Genomic DNA, 19,471 nt, shown 5'->3' on the forward strand with positions numbered 1-19,471 from the left:
ACTCTTACGCCTTTTTTTGATCTGAATATTGCATTCGTTTTATATGAATAAGCAATAATGCTATGGCTGCCGGTGTAACACCGGAAATTCGTCCTGCTTGTCCGATAGTTTCAGGGCGATTTTCCCTAAGTTTCTGACGGACCTCAAATGACAAATTACCCACCTCATCATAATTCAAATCAGTTGGTATTTTCTGGTCTTCATAAGTACTTTGACGACGAACTTCTTCTTGCTGCCTGCTAATATAGCCCGCATACTTGACCTGGATTTCTATTTGTTCAATTTCAGATTCAGACAATACTGTTTCAGAAGAAAAATTCTCACCGGTAGCCGTTGACGCACTGACAAGATCTTTGTAATTCACATTCGGTCGTTTAAGCAAATCCACCAATGTGTAATCCCGCTCAAGCGGTTTACCCAAAATGGCATTGACCTGTTCAGGGCTATATGTTTTAGGATGAACCCGGGTTCCTGCCAAACGTTTTATCTCGCTATTTACATTATCCCGTTTACGACAGAAAAACTCCCATCGATCATCGGGCACGACGCCAAGCTTACGCCCTGTTTCTGTCAACCTGAAATCCGCGTTATCTTCCCGCAAACTTAATCGATACTCTGCCCTTGAAGTAAACATCCGATATGGTTCGGTAACGCCTTTTGTAATCAAGTCATCCACCAACACACCAAGATACGCTTCGTCTCGGCGAGGAGTCCAGGGTTCTTCTCCTTTTACCTGCAACGCAGCATTCAATCCTGCCAACAAACCTTGGGCAGCAGCCTCTTCATATCCGGTTGTTCCATTGATTTGTCCCGCAAAGAACAAGCCATTAATGCTTTTGGTTTCAAGACTACTTTTCAATCCACGTGGATCAAAATAATCATATTCAATTGCGTAGCCCGGGCGAAGGATATGGGCGTTTTCCAATCCAGGCAAAGAATGAACCAATTCCAGCTGTACATCATAAGGCAAGCTGGTTGAAATTCCATTTGGATAAATTTCATTGGTTGTCAGGCCTTCTGGTTCCAAAAACACCTGATGTGAATTTTTATCGGCAAACCGATGCACCTTGTCTTCAATCGAAGGGCAATACCGTGGACCTATTCCATCAATCACTCCGGTATACATGGGTGAGCGGTCTAATCCACCACGAATGATTTCATGGGTTCTTTCGTTGGTATAGGTTATCCAACACGGCAATTGCCGTGGATGCATCTGAGCATTACCCATATATGAAAATACTGGGATGGGATCAAGATCACCCGGTTGCTCTATCAGATTTGTAAAATCAATTGTCCTGGCATCAATTCGCGGTGGCGTCCCGGTTTTCAGTCTTCCTTGCGGAAGTTTTAATTCTTTTAAACGATGTGCAAGACTGATGGCTGGCGGATCTCCTGCCCGACCGGCAGAATAATTTTTCAACCCCACATGTACCAAACCATTCAAAAAAGTACCCGTTGTCAAAACTACGGCACGAGACCTGAATTTAAGTCCGATTTGCGTAACGGCACCAACCACCCTATCACCTTCAACAATCAAGTCATCGACGGCCTGTTGAAATAGCCACAAATTTTCCTGATTTTCAAGACGGGTTCGGATAGCTTGTCGGTACAACACCCTATCTGCTTGCACCCTGGTTGCTCGTACCGCAGGACCTTTTGAACTGTTTAAGATCCTGAACTGGATTCCCGCCTCATCTGCCGCCAGCGCCATTGCGCCACCCAATGCATCTATTTCTTTTACCAAGTGGCCCTTTCCAATTCCCCCGATTGAAGGATTGCAAGACATTTGGCCTAAGGTTTCAATATTGTGTGTAAGCAACAGGGTTTTGGCACCAGTACGCGCAGAAGCCAAAGCTGCTTCTGTTCCTGCATGACCACCACCTACTACTATTACATCAAACTCGTTTGGGTAATCCATTTTTGTTTCTAATAAAAAATATCAACAGTTGATTATAAATCCAGATTAAATGTTCCACGTGGAACATTTACAAAAGTTTCAGTTATTTTGATTTGATTGGTCTGAAAGCGAAAAATCTTAAGGCAAGATTATTTAAAAATTGTTCCACGTGGAACAAAACAAAGAACTGTGGATAACTTTGTTAATAATGCGAAGAAAAAGCATGTACTTCTATGTATAAAATGTTAATAACATTCCCTACAATAAGGCATAATAAGGATTATAGCCTTGTTGATAAAATTTATATAGCCTGAAATTGTTATACAAAAACTGTGAATAAAATGATTAAATCAAAATTACCTGACGTTGGAACCACGATTTTTACCATCATGAGCCAATTGGCCAACGAACATAACGCAATAAATCTGGGTCAAGGGTTTCCAGACTTCAATCCTGATGAAAAACTGGTTTCATTAGTTAATGAAGCAATGAAAAATGGACATAACCAGTATCCATACATGCCTGGTGTACAAGAATTACGCTTTGTCATTGCAGATAAAATTAATCAACTTTATTCACATGATTACAACCCGGATACTGAAATCACAGTAACTAATGGTGCAACAGAAGCTTTAATGTCATCAATCCTTAGCATCATTCACTCTGGCGATGAAGTGATTGTCATAGAACCATGCTATGACTCTTATGTTCCTTGCATCAAATTGGCTGGTGGTATTCCAGTTTTTGTATCCTTGACACCACCGTCAAAAGAAAAACCGGCTTATTCAATTGACTGGACTAAAGTCAAAAATGCGATCACTGATAAAACCCGTTTGATCATTTTGAACTTTCCCCATAATCCAACCGGACTCACATTAAAAGAGTCTGACCTGGATGCTATTGAGAATTTAATTAAAGATAAGGAAATATTTTTAATTGGGGATGAGGTTTATGAACACATTGTATTTGACAATAAACCATTTTTAAGTTTGTCTACCCGCGAGTTTTTGGCTAGCAGGTCATTTGTCATCTCTTCTTTTGGTAAAACTTACCATACCACTGGCTGGAAAGTAGGGTACTGCAGTGCACCCAAGGCAATGATGGCCGAATTCAGAAAAATTCATCAGTTTGTTGTTTTTACCGTAAGTTCACCCATGCAGTATGCATTTGCTGAATTTATGAAAGATCCCAGTACCTATTCAAACCTATCCAATTTTTATCAAGAAAAACATGATTTTCTATATGACGGATTATTGAATACTCGCTTCAAACCGATCAAGAGCGAAGGCACATTTTTTATGTTGGCTGACTATAGTGAAATTTCATCTGCCAATGAATTCGATTTTGCTACAGAATTGACAAAAAAACATGGGGTAACCCTGATTCCTGTTTCAGCATTTTATAAAAATTCTTCAGCTCTAGCTTCTAACAATCATTTGGTTCGGTTTTGTTTTGCCAAGAAAAATGAAACGTTGAAAAAAGCGTTAGATGTGTTAAGTACTATTTAGTTATTATTTTTATTTATATATAACTGATTAAGAACTAGATGCTCTGTGGATAAGTACTAAAACCCTGTTTTTTTCATAAAAAACAGGGTTTTATGCTGTTTTTTTGTTGTTGAATTCAATTCTTTTTAGAGTTGGATAAAGTTGAACAAGTTTTAGTGAAAATTTTTTGAAATGGGTTCTTCACTTTTCATACAAAACTTATTCACATTGGATGCCTATAGTAGTTATCCACAGGCTGATTTTCGTGAAAACACGATAAACCCCTGTTTTTGACGCTTGAAAAAGGCATGAAAACAGGATTAAACCGTGTTTTTTTCATGTTTTTCTATTGGCAAGTAGCTTGTTTAATCATGCAAATTGCGATGGTTTATTATTTTTGAGCTAAATATGGCTGCAATGGAAACCGTTGGTAAAATTCTGGCGAGCAATTTTTTTGCTATGCATGTTTTTGCCGGCCATGGAGGGATTACGAATAGTTTGCTGAAAATTCTTGGTAAAAATTGATATCGAGCAAGATTGAGTGATGTATTAAAAAATAAATTTTTTCAAGATAGGGTAAATCAAATGAAAAATTGAAATGCTTGTTTTTAATCGCATTTTCGGATCAGTTTGGCTAAAGTTGTTGAAATTTTTCTTGATGTTTTATGTTAAAGTAATTATCAAATTGCTTGGATTTCAGTAAATTAACTATTTTTATGGATAATTGGAATGGCTTACGATACAAATAATATCTTCGCTAAAATTTTACGGGGTGAGGCGCCTTCTTTTAAAGTTTATGAAGATGATAAAACTTATGTCATGATGGACATCATGCCGCAAACTGTTGGGCATACCCTAGTGCTAACCAAAGAGCCAGCCGTCAATTTGTTTGATTTGTCTAACGATGCTGCCCAGGCTTGCGTAACTACAGCCAAGAAAATTGCACCTGCCATCATGAAAGCAACCCATGCTGATGGAATTGTCCTTAGCCAGTTTAATGGTGCAGCAGCAGGGCAAACGGTTGATCATGTCCATTTTCACCTGGTACCTAGATATGATGGGCAAAATGTTAATGCCCATGCCCATGTAAAAGGAGATATGGAAGCTATCAAGGCCTTGGCTGAAAAAATTGTAGCTGCTATTGATGAGTTGAATTAATACCCGTCAAAGTGGTTTTTTCAAGGAACAGAACCCGGTATCAAACCGGGTTCTGTTTTTTTATTATTACTTTTCTATTTTTTTGCCAGTAGGCCTAATTTTAGGGTTGATACCTGCCTATAGGCCCTATAAGGTATAGGGCAGGGCACCAATCGCCTATTTAATACATGCCTGTACCGGCAGATTTTTCCAGCCTGTTAAACCATAAGGCCGACAATATCGATGCAGCACCAATAACAATAAAACCCGATTTGATATCCTGAATTGACGCGGTGGAAGAACCATTCAGATACATGCTCAAATCAATACTCACGGTAGCAATACCCATGCCCATACTGATCCCTACTTGTTGTGCCGTAGCAGAAAAACTACTGGCTTGGCTCATTTTTTCGGGTTTGATATTGGCAAAACTAAGGGTATTGACCGAAGTAAACTCCAGGGACCGGAAAAATCCGCCAAAAAGCAGGGTCATTGTCATGATCCATACCGGTGTTTCAAGGGTGAACAGGGCGCAGGCCATAATAAACAGGCCTGTGATAACAGCGTTGACAGTAAGTACGCGACGAAAACCGAATTTTTTCAGGATGGGTATGGCAACGAATTTCATTGCAAGGGCACCAAGTGCACCGGCAAAAGTAATCATGCCTGCAGATAAAGGTGAATAATTAAAGCCTATCTGTAGCAATAAGGCCAGCAGGAACGGGGTAGCACCAACGGCAAAGCGGCATAAATTTCCGGCAAAAATGGAAATGGCAAAGCTTTGGATTTTTAAAAGGGACAAATCAATAATGGGATTAGTAACCCGTTTGGCGTGAAAGCAATAAAAAATGCCACTAACTATGGAAATCATTAATAGAAAATAGGCATTGAAAAACCCCTGGTTTTTGGCCAGGGATTCAAACCCGTATACGCAAGAAGCCATGGCCAAGCTACTTAGGATGAAGCCGGGCCAATCCAGTCGTGGGGGATTATCGTTTTTATATTCCTGAACATATTTAAGCACCAGAAAAACACCAAGCATGCCCATAGGAATATTGATCAGGAAAATCCAGTGCCAAGTACTAAAGGTAACGATCAAGCCACCCAATGGTGGGCCAAGCATGGGACCGAGAAGGGCTGGAATGGATAAAAAAGCGGTGGCTTTGAGCAACTGCTCACGCGGAACCGTGCGTAACATGATAATGCGTCCTACGGGCACCATCATGGCTCCGCCAAGGCCTTGTATAAACCGGAACAAGACAAAAATATCAAGCGTTGGGGCCATAGAGCAGCCCAGTGAAGACAAGCAAAACAGGATGATGGCAAGCAGGAATATCCGTTTTGCACCAAAGCGGTCGGCAGCCCATCCACAAACAGGAACAAAAATGGCAACGGATACAAGATAGGCCGTAATGGCAATATTCATGCGTACGGCATTTGTACTGAAAGTTTCGGCCATCATGGGCAAGGCCATTGCCACCACCGATGAGTCGAGCATTTGCATGAAAAGGGCGCAACCAACAATGAATGGTATCAGGCGAACAGCTGTGGAATTGCCACTTTTGTCTGGTTTTTTGGGAAGGATATGATCAGAAGGCATGGTAACTTTAAAGTACAGGAAAGTTGTTATTGCTGTTTCCTGTAAATATACGCTATCAGCTTTGATTGGCAAAGGTCAGGCAGGGGTAATCCTGTGCGGATTATTTATATACCCGACAGGAAGATGTTGAATTCAGGTCTTTTTTATCGATGCTTCAATCAGTCTGGCTTTTAATACTTGCCCGAGGTTTGAGGTATTTTTCAAAAAAATGATAAAGCGGGCTTGTTACCAGCAAGACGAAGACCATGCGTGCCACGTGAAACGCGGTCACAATCGGTGCGCCTAGTGAAAGCACTTTCGCGGTAATTGACATTTCCGTGATGCCTCCCGGGCTATTGCTTAATACAAGCGTTGGAAACGGGATATCTGACAATGTGGATAACAGGTAGCTGAAGCCAAATGCCAGTATCAGGTTCAGGGTATTACTTAACGCGACCACGGATAGGTACCGGGGGGCTTTTTTGAAAAAATCCGGACCAAATTTATCACCCAGTGACCAGCCAATAAACAGTTGGCCAAGTTTTGATATCTCGTTGGGAAGATAGGTAAGAATGGTGTCATTGCCAGTTAATAAAATGGTTACCAGCAATGGACCTAGCACCCATGGGTTGGGTAATTTGAATTTCTTGAACAGCAGGCCAGCGATGCAGGTTAATATGACGAGCTTGAAAAAACCGCTGGGATCAAAAAAATACAGCAACTCCGTACCAGGGAAATTGCCACTTATATTCAGGAATTTGAATGCAAACGGAATGGAAATAACCACCATGATCATGCGCAGGCTATGAGCGGAAGCAACCAGGTCGGTTCTTGCATGATTTCTTTCCGCCAGATTGGCCATTTCACTGGCCCCGCCAATAGCACTGGCAAACCAGGCAGTTTTAAAATCAACGGCCCCCCATTTTTTTAAAATCAGGGAGCCATTGATGCCCAGTAAGATGGCAAATACCATTCCAGCAAAGATAAACGGGAAATATCCTCCGATGATGGTCAGGACCTCGGGGGTAAAATATAACCCCAGGGAAGTTCCAATGACCCATTGGCCCATATTGCGAAAAACAGTATGTGAAGCGCTTTTTACGCCTGCTGTTTTTGTGATCGCAGTTAATAACAATGAGCCAATCAGCCATGGTAGCGGTATGGCTAACCATACTGCTGCCAAAGCACCCGATAAAGCCAGAATGAATCCCGTTAAATATCTTACAAACATGTTATATCAGTTGGCTGGTACATGAACTTCATTCTTTTTTGAGAATTTCCTGAGTAATGGAGGAACTACACCAACCAAGATGGCGGCTATCCATAAACCAATTGAGATGGGGCTTTCAAACAAGATGGAAACCTCACCATTGGTGATAGACAAGGCACGACGCAGGTTTTGTTCCATCATGTCACCCAGCACGACTCCCAGGACAAGCGGAGCCATTGGTACATTCATTTTTCGCAGGAAATAACCAATCACACCAATTCCCACCACTAGCATCAGGTCAAAGGTTGTGGCGTTAATGGCATATACACCAATAAAACTGACAGATAAAATGCCGGGCACCAGTAACCATGAGGGAATCGATAGCATGGAAGCAAATACGCGAACCATGGGAATGTTCATTAACAGCAGCATGACGTTGGCAATGAACAAGGAAGCGATCAGGCCCCAAACAAGCTGAGGCTGGGTTTCAAACAGGACCGGTCCGGGCGTAATGTTGTAAAGCGTAAGGGCTCCCATCATGACCGCGGTGGTACCGGAACCCGGGACACCCAGTGCCAGCATGGGAATGAATGAACCGGTTGCTGCACTGTTATTGGCAGATTCGGGGGCAGCAAGGCCACGTAGGTCACCTTTGCCAAACTTGGCTTCCGGGTCTTTGCTTTCGATCAGTTTTTTTTCATTGGCATAGGCAACGGCAGAGGCAACACTAGCGCCGGCGCCCGGCAAAATTCCAATAAAGAAGCCTAAAAATCCTGAACGAACCGTACTCCACCAGGTGTAGGCCATTTCCTGAAAATTGAATAATTTGCGTTTGCTTTTGGGGACATCGATTGAAACACCGCTAAGCAGGTTTTCAAGCATTTGCAGCATTTCGGAAACGGCAAAAAGACCGATTACAACCACTACGAAATCAATGCCATCTGCCAGGTTGGGTAAGTCGAAGGTATAACGATAGACCCCGGAATTGGCATCCACGCCAACGGTGGCAATGGACAGGCCAATCATGGCGGCCAGAATTCCTTTAACAGGTTGTTCACCCAATAGGCTGGTAAGCGCACAAAAGGCAAAGACCATTAATACAAAGTATTCGGCAGGACCAAAAGCAATGGCCCATTTGGCCAGCAGGGGCGCCAGCAGCAAAATACCAAAAATGGCAATGGTAGAGCCAATAAATGAAGCCCAGGCCGAGATTGACAGCGCGACACTGGCCAGCCCCTGGCGTGCCAGAGGGTAACCATCAAGCGTGGTCATGACTGCGGCGGCTTCTCCTGGTACGTTAATCAGGATAGAGGTAATCCGGCCGCCATATTCGGCACCTACATATACCGCTGCCAGCAGGATCAGGGCGGTTTCCGGTGGCAATTGCATGGCAAAGGCAATGGGTATTAGCATAGCTACGCCATTAATCGGCCCCAGTCCGGGTAATACACCAACAATGGTGCCAATAAATGAGCCAAGCGCTGCCACGAGCAGATTCAGGCCTGAAAAGGCAACACCGAATCCGATCGATAAATGTTCCATTAATCCGCTCATAGGAGGTCTCCAAGAATACCGGTAGGCAAGACAACATCCAGGCCTTTATCAAAAAGCAGGAAGAACAGGATGCCCATTACCACTCCGCCAATAATACATTTGAGCCATGATCCATTGAACAGGCGGCCTACAAAAATGGTCATGAGTGCTGTGGACACAATAAATCCGACCCATTGAAAAAGAAAAGCATAAGCGGCAACATAGACAATCATGGTCATGATCCGGAAGTTGGCGCCCGCCGGGTTAGGTTCAACCGTATTGCCACCTTTGTAAACAAGTCGCACACCGCAAATGGCGATAATCATTGCAAGCATGAGAGGAAATGCTTTTGGTCCTACGGGTTCATAAGAAAATGGCGCTTCCAGGTCGTAACCAAACCAGGTAAGAAATGCGGCAAAGAAGAGGGCGGCAATACCCAACACCCTATCATTTAGTGCCATAAGAGTACCTTTGAAATAGAAACACAAGTACCTCTGGCTGGCAGAGGTACTTTAGAGTAAAAATTATTTTTTGATCAGGCCAAAAGAGTCGGCCAGTTCTGTATAGAATTTAACGCGTTCCTTGACATAGCTGTCCAGTTCAGCACCGGTTTTGTCAAAGGGGAACAGGCCTTGCTGTTCTTGCATAGTGGCAAATTCAGGTGTTTTCATGAGTTTGTCAAAAGCACCTACCCACCAGTTGTATTCGGCGTCTGAAACTTTTGGACCAACGTAGAAACCGCGAATAATCGGCCAGTTGATGTCAAAGCCTTGTTCTGCGGCAGTAGGGATATCTCCCATTTTGCCAGGCAGGCGTTTGTCATTGAAAACAGCCAGAATCCGGATGGGCGCACCACCATCAAGCATGGTACGGGCTTCTGCTGCGTCACCCATATAAGCCTGGATATGTCCACCACGCAGGGCGGTTACCGCTTCACCGCCACCTTCAAAGGCAACGAAACGCATTTTTTTATAATCAACACCGGCCGCTTTGGCTGTCAGGGCCGCTTTCATCCAATCCTGGCTACCCACAGAACCGCCTGCACCCAGGACAATTTTGGCGGGATCCGCCTTGAAAGCTTCCATCAAGGACTTGAGATCGGTATAGGGAGAGTCGTTACGTACAATGGCGACGCCATAATCGCTGCCAACAGCTGCCAGCCATTTCACGTCATTAACGTTGTATTTGCCAAATTTACCCTGAGCCAGATTGAGCAAGGAACCGCCTGAAAAGGCAACAATGGCGTTGCCATCGGCTGGCCGTTGAGCCACGATATTGTTATAAGCCACGGCTCCAATGCCACCGGGCATGTAAATGGTTCGCATGGGTGCTTCAAGAATTTTGGTTTGGGCAAAACCGTTCTGGGCCAGTCTGCAGGTCAGGTCAAAGCCGCCGCCTGGTTGTGCCGGTGCGATACATTCCGGTTTTTTGGGCTGTTCCTGTGCTTGTGCATTGCCCAGGGTAGCAAGGCCAAGCAGGCCTGCCGCCATGAAAGATAATGTTTTTTTGTAAAGCTTCATTGCACTCTCCTTTTATGTGTAAGGACCTAACAATACAAAACTGAAGCTTTCGATTACCTTTCAATATTATGAAAATCGGCCTTTATCAGGGTAATCCATAGGGGGTTTGTTGAAAATCAGCCGAACAATCAGGCCGGTTTCATTTTTTTTGGAAATAATTTCAAACCTGGCCCGGTTAATTTCAGCAATCGTGTTCACAATGGCCAACCCCAAGCCAGAACCGTATTTTTCCTTGCCTGATGCCCCCCTGCGAAAGCGTTTGCCTGCCAAGGCGATATCTTCAGGATTCATGCCCGGCCCGTTATCCTCAACTTGCAAGATAATATGTTCCTGTTCGTCCAATACAGCGACGGTAATCCGGGAACGCATTGGGCAATATTTAATGGCGTTGCTGATAATATTGCTTAACGCTTCCTTAAGCAGCCATTCAATCCCATTGATCATGATGGGCTGGTCAGGCAATTCCTGGCCATAATCCATTCTTTTCTTGCGTGCCGAGGGTAATAAATTGTTTACTACTTCGGCAGCTAGCTGGCAGATATCAATTGTTTCACGTGAAACATTGGCCGTGAGTTTGTCGGCGGCATCTCGAACTTTGGCCAATGCCAGTAATTGATTGGTTAGCTGAATTGTATTGCCCAGTCTTTGCTGTATGGCGGTTAATACTTCTTCCATTTCGGTGGTTTGGGCCAGTTTCTTTGCATAATCCACCTGCATGGTTAACACGGAAAGTGGTGTGCGCAATTGATGGGAGGCATCATCAAGAAACTGCTGCTGGGTAATATTCCGCTTGATATAACGTTCAAGATGAAGATTGATGGCTTGTACCAGGGGTTTGATTTCTTTTGGCAATTCCTTTTCATCAATCGGCATCAAGTTATCAAATGAACGGTTTTTGATTTCACTGCTTAATGCTTTCAAGGGGCGAAGCGCAATAATAATGCCACCGGAAAGTAAAAGGATAAAAATGGCAAGCACGACAAAGTCTTTGCGTACTGATTGCCAGATGAGTTGGTTGATGAAGGCTTCCCGGCTGGCTATGCTTTCGGCAACCTGGATGATAATACGGCTTTCGGGGTTGTAAAGCAGGCCTGCTTCAGGGCGAATGGCAATGGCGGCAATCCGCATGGGTTGGCCAAGATAATCCTGGTTATAAAAAACGGCTTTATTGGTTTTTAGGGCAGTGGCAGGCAAGGGAAGGTCGGTATAGCCGATTTCCGTTAGCCGGTCTTCGGTGGCCACCCTGAAATAGGCAGTACTGCGCGTGGTCAGTTCGAAGAACTCAAGCATGTAAAAGGGTTGTTCCATGGCCAGGCCACCGTCTTCTGTCTTGATGTTGACTTCTATGGAACGGATCGCACCCGCCAGGGAGCGGTCAAATGCTTTGTTAACTTGTCCCCTTAGTTCAAGGTTGGAGGCCCAGAGTGAAATCAGCATGGTAATGACTAATGCAGGTATCAATAGCCATAATAATGTAGATTTTAGGCTTTTAAATTTCATCATCGGGAATGGGCTCAAGGCAGTAACCAATACCGCGCAATGTGGTGATTTGCACCGTGGACTGTTGAAGTTTTTTGCGCAACCGGTGAATGATAACCTCAATGGATTCTATGCCGATTTCATCATTGGTGTCATGGGCCAGCAAGCGTTCAAGTATGAATTTCTTGTTGACAGGTTCTTCGCTTTTCTGGATAAGTACTGTTAAAACTTCACTTTCCCGGGGAGTAACCTGTAATACCTGCTCATCCAGCAAAAAGCGTTGTTTGCCCATATCGTAATGCAGGTTGCCACAACTTAATCGAGGTTTGTCCCGGCCACGGCTTCTGCGAATAAGCGCATTAAGCCTGGCTACCAGTTCTTCGATCATGAAAGGTTTTGGCAGGAAATCATCGGCACCGGACTCCAGGGTATCTACCCGATCGGCCAGGGAATCCCGGGCTGTCAGGATAAGAATCGGGGTACGGTCATCGTCGGCTCTTAGCCGGCTTAACAAGGTATTGCCATCCATGCCCGGGATACCCAGGTCAAGGATAATGGCATCAAACTCTTCTATAAGCAGTCTTTTATAGGCTACCAAACCATCATTGGACCATTCAATGGTGAATCCGGCCTGTTTGCCCAAGCTTCTCATTAACCATTGGGCCAGATCGGGTTCGTCTTCGACTAATAATATACGCATTGGGTAAATGGTGTGTTAACGGAAGAATGTTTACTTCTGCTATATTATGCCCTAAAAGGTTCTTTTCTACCTTAACCCTTATAATTCAGGTATCTGATTATGCGGCATAAAAGATGATTACTTCAAATAATGTACCCATTGTTGCTATTGCAACCGCACCCGGACGGGGTGGCATTGGTGTTATCAGGGTTTCGGCACCTGATCTGAGCGCCTTCATACAGCAATTTTTCAGTCGTGAACTGGTAGCCCGACATGCCCATTACCTGCCTTTCCTGGATGCGACGGGGCAAGCGATTGACGAAGGAATTGCCCTGTTTTTCAAGGCGCCGAATTCCTATACCGGTGAGGATGTGCTTGAATTGCAGGGCCATGGTGGGCCGGCCGTGCTTAAACGTATCCTTGAACGTTGCCTTGAAGTTGGCCGCGAGATTGGGATTGACCTGCGCCATGCCGAACCAGGTGAGTTTACCCAGCGGGCATTCTTGAATAATCGCCTTGACCTGGCTCAGGCTGAAGCAGTGGCCGATTTGATTGACGCTTCTTCGGAAGCGGCGGCCCGCAGTGCGATGGCTTCTTTAAGCGGTTCTTTTTCAACCCTGGTTAATGCTTTGGCTGACCGTGTGGTGCATTTGCGCATGCTGGTAGAGGCTACGCTGGATTTTCCAGAGGAAGAAATTGAATTCCTTGAAAAGTATCAGGCACATCAAGAGCTGGAAAACATTCAGGCCGATTTGCATCACCTGACCAAACAAGCCAAACAGGGCATGATTTTGCGTGAAGGCATGCATGTGGTGCTGGCAGGCCAGCCTAATGTGGGCAAGTCTAGTTTGCTGAATGCCCTGGCGGGTGATGAAGTTGCGATTGTGACACCGATTGCCGGCACCACACGCGATAAGGTAAGCCAACAGATTCATATCCAGGGCGTACCCATTCATATTGTAGATACGGCAGGCTTGCGGGAAACCGAAGATACGGTTGAAAGCATTGGCATTGCCCGTACCTGGGCGGAAATTGAAAAGGCAAACGTGATTTTGCATTTGCAGGATGCCCGTTCGCCCAATGATGAGCTGGATATAGAGATTACCCAACGTTTGCCTGTCCGGACCCCGGTGTTGAAAGTCTTTAACAAAATTGATCTGTTGGATGAGGGTGCCTTAAAACGCCTGCAGCAGCAGGTTGAACAAACCACCGAAGAGAATGGCCATGAAGCCTTGGCTATTCTGGTTTCTGCCAAACAAGAAATGGGCCTGGATACTTTGCGGCAGAAACTGCTGGAAATTGCGGGCTGGAATCCCAGTGCCGAATCCCCTTGGCTGGCCCGTGAGCGGCATTTGCTGGCTTTGAATAATGCCAGTGAACACCTGGACATTGCGCGGGAACATGCCAGCCACGATGACCGGGTGCTGGATTTGTTTGCCGAGGAACTCAGGTTGGCGCATGATGAGTTGTGCAAGATTACCGGGCAATTCAGCAGTGATGATTTGCTGGGGGAGATTTTTTCTTCGTTTTGTATTGGGAAGTGATAAGTAAACGGTTAAATATTCCAATTATTGTAAACAAATGTGTTTGAGGCGTTATCATATTGAATTATTCGTGATCAAGTTTTTATTTTTTATATGAAACACATCGAACAACAATTCTTCAACGACCTGGAAAAGAAACTGTGGACCGCGGCTGATAAGCTACGCTCCAACTTGGATGCAGCCGTATACAAACACGTCGTGCTTGGGTTGATCTTTCTTAAATACGTTTCTGATGCCTTCGAGGAGCGTCAGCGTGAACTGCGAGAGCAATTCATTAATCCAGAGCATGATTACTACATGGACCCCAGTGACTACGGTGGTGCAGGTACACAAGAGTATGAAGAAAATCTTGCTTATGAACTGGAGGAGCGTGATTACTACACGGAAAAGAACGTATTCTGGGTTCCCCTGGAAGCTCGTTGGCAAACCTTGCGTGATTGTGCACAACTGCCACCCAAGACACCGCTGCCATGGAGTAAACCGGGTAAGAACGAACCAGAAGAAATGCGTTCGGTGGGCTGGCTGATTGACAACGCCATGGAGGCAGTAGAGCGGGAAAATAGCCGTCTGAAGAATGTACTCAATAAGGATTTTGCCCGTACGCAGATTGACTCCAGTAAATTGGGCGAACTTATTGGTTTGTTCTCTGATACTGATTTCGCCGCTAAAACTTACGAAGGCCAGCCACTCAGCTTGCAATCCAAAGATATTCTTGGCCATGTCTACGAATACTTTCTAGGCCAGTTTGCTTTGGCTGAAGGTAAAAAGGGCGGCCAATACTACACACCTAAAAGCATCGTTACTTTGATTGTGGAAATGCTTCAGCCGTTTAAAGGCCGTGTTTACGACCCTGCCATGGGCTCTGGTGGTTTTTTTGTGCAAAGTGAAGAATTCATTGAACAGCACGGTGGTAAGGTCACTAATAATAAACAGATCAGCGTCTACGGACAGGAAAGCAACCCTACCACCTGGCGTCTGGCTGCGATGAATATGGCTATTCGTGGCATTGACTTCAACTTTGGTTCTGGCCCGGCGGATACCTTGCTTAATGACCAGCATCCAGATTTACGGGCTGATTATGTTATGGCCAATCCGCCTTTCAATATGAAAGAATGGTGGAATGAGAAACTGGCCAACGATCCACGTTGGATTGCTGGCACACCGCCCCAAGGCAATGCTAACTTTGCCTGGTTGCAGCATATGCTCTGGCATCTTGCACCCACTGGCAGTATGGCGCTGTTGCTGGCGAATGGTTCCATGAGTTCCAATACCAATAACGAAGGAGAAATCCGCAAGCGATTGATTGAAGATGACTATGTGGAATGCATGGTGGCTTTGCCTGGCCAACTATTTACCAATACCCAGATTCCAGCTTGTATCTGGTTTCTGACCCGTGATAAACAAAATGGTTTTGCCTTAGACAAGAAAAAGCGTGACCGGCGTGGTGAATTTCTGTTCATTGATGCCCGTCAGATGGGGTACATGAAAGATCGTGTGTTGCGTGATTTCACGGCGGATGACATCAAGAAAATTGCCGATACTTTTCATGCCTGGCAACAGGATGAAAAATACGAAGATGTTCCCGGATTTTGCTACTCTGCCAAGTTGGAGAATGTACGTAAACATGAGTATGTACTCACACCGGGGCGTTATGTAGGAGCAGTGCAGCAGGAAGAAGATAGCGAACCCTTTGCCGAGAAGATGCTGCGGTTGACGGCGCAACTAGAGGAACAGTTTGCCGAGAGTGCGAAGCTGGAGGAAGAAATCAAAAAGAATTTAGCGGGTTTGGGTTACGGAGGCTAATAATATGAATGGAAAGCAAATCAGTCAACAGCATCACACTACCTTTGATGCGCTTCGTCATCAGGATGAAAGCGGTCATGAATACTGGCGAGCTCGCCAACTGGCGAAGGTGTTGGAGTACTCTGAATATCGTCATTTTTTGCCCGTTATCATTCGTGCCAAGGCTGCATGCCGTAATAGTGGGCAGAACGAAGCAGACCATTTCGAGGATATCCTCGATATGGTCGAAATCGGCTCTGGCGCTCACCGTCAGTTAGAAGATGTACGCCTTTCACGTTACGCCTGCTACCTGATTGTACAGAACGGTGACCCGAGCAAGCCTGTTATTGCCAATGGGCAGACTTACTTTGCCATTCAGACCCGGCGACAGGAATTGGCTGACGATGCAAACTTTGCCAAGCTTTCAGAAGATGAAAAACGTCTGGCTATTCGTAATGAACTAGCCACCCATAATAAACATCTCGCTGCAGCTGCCAAAGATGCGGGCGTGGAAACTGCGCTGGACTATGCTATTTTTCAGGATCACGGTTACAGAGGTCTGTATGGCGGCCTGGGTGCCAAAGATATTCATGCCAGCAAAGGTCTTAAAAAGAGTCAGAAAATCCTTGATCACATGGGTAGTACAGAGTTGGCTGCCAACCTGTTCCGAGCAACCCAGACTGAAGAAAAATTACGCCGTGATGGTGTACAAGGCAAACGCCAGGCCAATCAGACTCATCATGAGGTCGGTAGTAAAGTCCGTCAAACCATTCAAGACTTGGGTGGCACCATGCCTGAAAACCTGCCTGTGCCAGAGCAAAGCATTCAGCAACTTGAGTCAGCGAAGAAGAAGCGGATTAAGAAGGGAGGTGAGGAATGATGGCTGATGTATTGAATGGTATTTTCAAATGGTTGGCCACACAACTGGTGGAACAGTTTGTCAAGAGTGCGAAGTTGGAAGTAGAAATCAGTAAGAATCTGGCGGAGTTGGGTTATGGCTGCTGACCAGAAAATCACGGAGGTGGTAGATTTCAATCCACCAAGGCCTATCAAACGCGGAGCAATCGCACCATTTGTTGATATGGCTGCTCTAGCCGAGAACCAACGTGATATCGCATATGTATCTGAGCGCGAATTTGCTGGCGGAGGCTCACGCTTTAGGAACGGTGATACGTTGTTCGCCCGTATCACCCCATGTCTTGAAAATGGTAAGACAGCCAAAGTGAATGCCCTGCCTGCTGGATCCATTGCGCATGGATCAACTGAATTCATCGTCATGGCAGCTAAAGCTCCTGAATATGATGAGGACTATGTATATTACTTGGCGCGCCACCCCGATTTCAGATCTTTTGCTGAAGCGCGGATGGAAGGAACATCTGGTAGACAACGTGTATCGTGGCAAGCGCTTTCTGATTTTTCATTTGCCTTTCCTCCTTCGGATAAAAGGCAAATTATTGGATCAATTCTTCGCAAAATAGATGACAAGATCGACCTCAACCGACACCTCAATAAAACCCTCGAAGCCATGGCGCAAGCTATCTTCAAGTCCTGGTTTGTTGATTTCGACCCGGTCAAAGCCAAGATCGCTGCCATCGAGCAAGGCGAAGACCCACTACGAGCCGCCATGCGCGCCATCAGCGGAAAGACCAACGAAGAACTTGACCAGATGCCCCGCGAGCACCACGACCAACTTGCGGCCACTGCCGAGTTGTTTTCCGATGCGATGGAAGACTCGGAGTTGGGGGATATCCCGAAGGGGTGGGAAGCAGTACCGCTATCAAAAATGATTCAATTGATTGGAGGTGGTACGCCCAAGCGATCCGAGTCCAGCTATTGGGCTGGCACCATTCCCTGGTTTTCAGTTAGAGATGTTCCCGATGATAGCGATGTTTGGGTTGTTGATACCGAAGAAAAAATTACCGAGACAGGCTTGCAGAAAAGCTCGACCAAACTGTTGCTTGAGGGCACAACGATCATTTCTGCACGGGGAACAGTTGGTAAACTCGCCTTAGTTGGCAAGGAAATGGCGATGAATCAGTCTTGCTATGGGGTGATAGGCACCGAGGGTGTTGGGGATCTTTTCAACTATTTTAACCTGAAAGAGTCTGTTGAGAAACTTAAGAAAAATACACACGGCGCCGTCTTTGATACCATTACACAGGCTACGTTTGAAACCGTACTTTGTGTCAGGCCAAGACATTCAGTCATGAAGCAGTTTGATAATACGGTAGTGCCTTTATTAAAATGCATTAAATTGAACGTATTTCAGAATCGTGAGCTAGCTGGACTCCGCGACACTCTTCTACCTAAGCTTCTATCTGGCGAATTGACAGTTTCTTGTGTTCTCAATGGTGAGGACGTTCAATGACTCAGCTAGAAAGTATTCTTCCCGAAGAACAAAGCACTGACTATTTTGAGAAGATCCCAGTTTGGGAGAATGGGAAAAAATGCTTTGAAGTTATGGCCGACGAGCGTAGTGGTCGCATCCCGGTAACTCGATTAGAATCTTGGCGGGACTACACGGAACTACTGGAAAGTTCTTTCTTTAATCGTCCCGCGACACAATTGATTTTTCGTGGTCAACGACGTTCTGACTGGAGTCTGATGCCGACTTTAGGTCGTCTATCCGACAATGGTATCGTCACCGATAATTTGGCAGCAACTCAGCTTGACCGATTCAAACGGGCGATTCGAGGCCGACTTAGCGATAACAGCCTCTTAGAAGAAGATGACGAGCTTTGGTCTATTGGCCAGCATCACGGCTTGATGACGCCCTTGCTTGACTGGACCTATTCACCGTATGTCGCTCTGTTTTTCGCCTTCGCCAAGCCTGACAGCAAAGATGAAGAAGAGAACCCGTATCGTGTCGTCTACGTGCTCAACAAGAGTTTTATTCTGGAGCATCAGGACGAGACAAGCATTCGGCTTTGGGAACCACGCAAGGACAGCTATGGAAGATTGGTGAATCAGGCCGGACTGTTCACTTTCTCTCCGTATGACGCCACGATAGAAAACAAGCTGACGAATGCCTTAGCCGACGATGAGGCTTTTGAAGATGAGGAATTACGCTCCGCATCGGAGGAAGATCAGCCAGATTTATTGGCTCGATACATCTGCAAGGTTTATATCCGCAATGAGGGTCGTGATGCTTGCTTGCGCCATCTTAGGCGGATGAACGTGCACCATGCCAGCCTCTTTCCCGATCTCATTGGCGCATCTGATTATTGCAATATTACAACCGCCGAAGCGGAGGAGGAAGCCAGCCTTGCACGAGCCGCAGAACTTGAGCGCTCGGCTACTACTCAAGTTGTTCAAGTGCCTTCTGTTCCGGCTGCTGACGTTGAGGGTGCTCCCGTCATTGATTCGGAGAAAACGTCTTTCAACATTGATGCCATCTTGCGTGCGCATCCTGACGCGCAGCAAGTGGAACCAGGACGTATCGCTTTGATTGCCAGCGAGCTGTCCTGCGATATTTCTAAACACCAGGTTGTGGATTGGGACAAACGCGAAGATGTTCAAGCGCGAATGCGTAACGTTATCCGTATCACGCTACGGAAGAACGGCTATCCATCCCAACTACGTGATGAGGTGGCCGAACAAATCATGGATGCGGTGAAGCAGTAG

Annotated in this window: 16 protein-coding genes; 8 read left to right on the forward strand and 8 right to left on the reverse strand. The window is 45.6% G+C overall.

The window, feature by feature from the left end; all coding sequences use genetic code 11:
- Positions 1-4 precede the first annotated feature (4 nt).
- Entirely contained in the window at positions 5-1,918 is a 1,914-nt protein-coding gene (mnmG, locus tag ACM5Q9_RS06960) for a tRNA uridine-5-carboxymethylaminomethyl(34) synthesis enzyme MnmG (RefSeq protein ID WP_418144003.1), read from the reverse strand.
- Positions 1,919-2,238: 320 nt separating this feature from the next.
- Here mnmG and ACM5Q9_RS06965 point away from each other — a divergent pair, with 320 nt between their 5' ends.
- Positions 2,239-3,405 carry a methionine aminotransferase gene (locus ACM5Q9_RS06965; protein WP_418144004.1) on the forward strand — a complete coding sequence of 389 codons (1,167 nt, stop codon included), beginning with the start codon at positions 2,239-2,241 and terminating at the stop codon, positions 3,403-3,405.
- Positions 3,406-4,113: 708 nt separating this feature from the next.
- On the forward strand, positions 4,114-4,542 hold the full coding sequence (locus ACM5Q9_RS06970; RefSeq protein WP_418144005.1) for an HIT family protein: 429 nt from the start codon (positions 4,114-4,116) through the stop codon (positions 4,540-4,542).
- 160 nt (positions 4,543-4,702) lie between these two features.
- Here ACM5Q9_RS06970 and ACM5Q9_RS06975 read toward each other — a convergent pair whose 3' ends face one another.
- From ACM5Q9_RS06975 to ACM5Q9_RS07005, 7 genes are all read right to left on the reverse strand, one after another.
- The gene (locus ACM5Q9_RS06975) at positions 4,703-6,121 is read right to left on the reverse strand and encodes a DHA2 family efflux MFS transporter permease subunit (RefSeq protein WP_418144006.1); all 1,419 of its coding nucleotides are present in this window, start codon (positions 6,119-6,121) and stop codon (positions 4,703-4,705) included.
- Between the two features lie 154 nt (positions 6,122-6,275).
- Positions 6,276-7,331 carry an AbrB family transcriptional regulator gene (locus ACM5Q9_RS06980; protein ID WP_418144007.1) on the reverse strand — a complete coding sequence of 352 codons (1,056 nt, stop codon included), beginning with the start codon at positions 7,329-7,331 and terminating at the stop codon, positions 6,276-6,278.
- 6 nt (positions 7,332-7,337) lie between these two features.
- Positions 7,338-8,864 carry a tripartite tricarboxylate transporter permease gene (locus ACM5Q9_RS06985; protein WP_418144008.1) on the reverse strand — a complete coding sequence of 509 codons (1,527 nt, stop codon included), beginning with the start codon at positions 8,862-8,864 and terminating at the stop codon, positions 7,338-7,340.
- Positions 8,861-9,304: a tripartite tricarboxylate transporter TctB family protein gene (locus ACM5Q9_RS06990; protein ID WP_418144009.1), complete on the reverse strand. Its 444-nt coding sequence runs from the start codon at positions 9,302-9,304 to the stop codon at positions 8,861-8,863. Before ACM5Q9_RS06990 ends, ACM5Q9_RS06985 begins: the two co-directional genes overlap by 4 nt.
- 63 nt (positions 9,305-9,367) lie before the next feature.
- Entirely contained in the window at positions 9,368-10,333 is a 966-nt protein-coding gene (locus tag ACM5Q9_RS06995) for a Bug family tripartite tricarboxylate transporter substrate binding protein (protein ID WP_418144165.1), read from the reverse strand.
- A 96-nt stretch (positions 10,334-10,429) separates the two neighbouring features.
- Positions 10,430-11,800: a sensor histidine kinase gene (locus tag ACM5Q9_RS07000; protein WP_418144010.1), complete on the reverse strand. Its 1,371-nt coding sequence runs from the start codon at positions 11,798-11,800 to the stop codon at positions 10,430-10,432.
- Positions 11,801-11,852: 52 nt separating this feature from the next.
- Entirely contained in the window at positions 11,853-12,542 is a 690-nt protein-coding gene (locus ACM5Q9_RS07005; protein WP_418144011.1) for a response regulator, read from the reverse strand.
- Positions 12,543-12,655: 113 nt separating this feature from the next.
- Here ACM5Q9_RS07005 and mnmE point away from each other — a divergent pair, with 113 nt between their 5' ends.
- The 6 genes from mnmE (at position 12,656) to ACM5Q9_RS07035 (ending at position 19,471) form a co-directional block, all read left to right on the forward strand.
- On the forward strand, positions 12,656-14,065 hold the full coding sequence (gene mnmE, locus ACM5Q9_RS07010) for a tRNA uridine-5-carboxymethylaminomethyl(34) synthesis GTPase MnmE (RefSeq protein WP_418144012.1): 1,410 nt from the start codon (positions 12,656-12,658) through the stop codon (positions 14,063-14,065).
- Between the two features lie 93 nt (positions 14,066-14,158).
- Positions 14,159-15,868, forward strand: a complete 1,710-nt coding sequence (locus ACM5Q9_RS07015; RefSeq protein ID WP_418144013.1) for a type I restriction-modification system subunit M — start codon at positions 14,159-14,161, stop codon at positions 15,866-15,868.
- Positions 15,869-15,872: 4 nt separating this feature from the next.
- Positions 15,873-16,727: a DNA damage-inducible protein D gene (dinD, locus tag ACM5Q9_RS07020; RefSeq protein WP_418144014.1), complete on the forward strand. Its 855-nt coding sequence runs from the start codon at positions 15,873-15,875 to the stop codon at positions 16,725-16,727.
- Complete coding sequence (locus ACM5Q9_RS07025; protein ID WP_418144015.1) at positions 16,724-16,852, forward strand: hypothetical protein; 129 nt, start codon at positions 16,724-16,726, stop codon at positions 16,850-16,852. Before dinD ends, ACM5Q9_RS07025 begins: the two co-directional genes overlap by 4 nt.
- A complete protein-coding gene (locus ACM5Q9_RS07030; RefSeq protein WP_418144016.1) occupies positions 16,842-18,215 on the forward strand; it encodes a restriction endonuclease subunit S in 1,374 nt (457 codons plus the stop codon). The genes ACM5Q9_RS07025 and ACM5Q9_RS07030 overlap by 11 nt, the downstream gene beginning before the upstream one ends.
- Entirely contained in the window at positions 18,212-19,471 is a 1,260-nt protein-coding gene (locus tag ACM5Q9_RS07035) for an FRG domain-containing protein (RefSeq protein WP_418144017.1), read from the forward strand. The genes ACM5Q9_RS07030 and ACM5Q9_RS07035 overlap by 4 nt, the downstream gene beginning before the upstream one ends.

The organism is Advenella sp. RU8 (assembly GCF_048381675.1).
GTDB lineage: Bacteria > Pseudomonadota > Gammaproteobacteria > Burkholderiales > Burkholderiaceae_B > Advenella.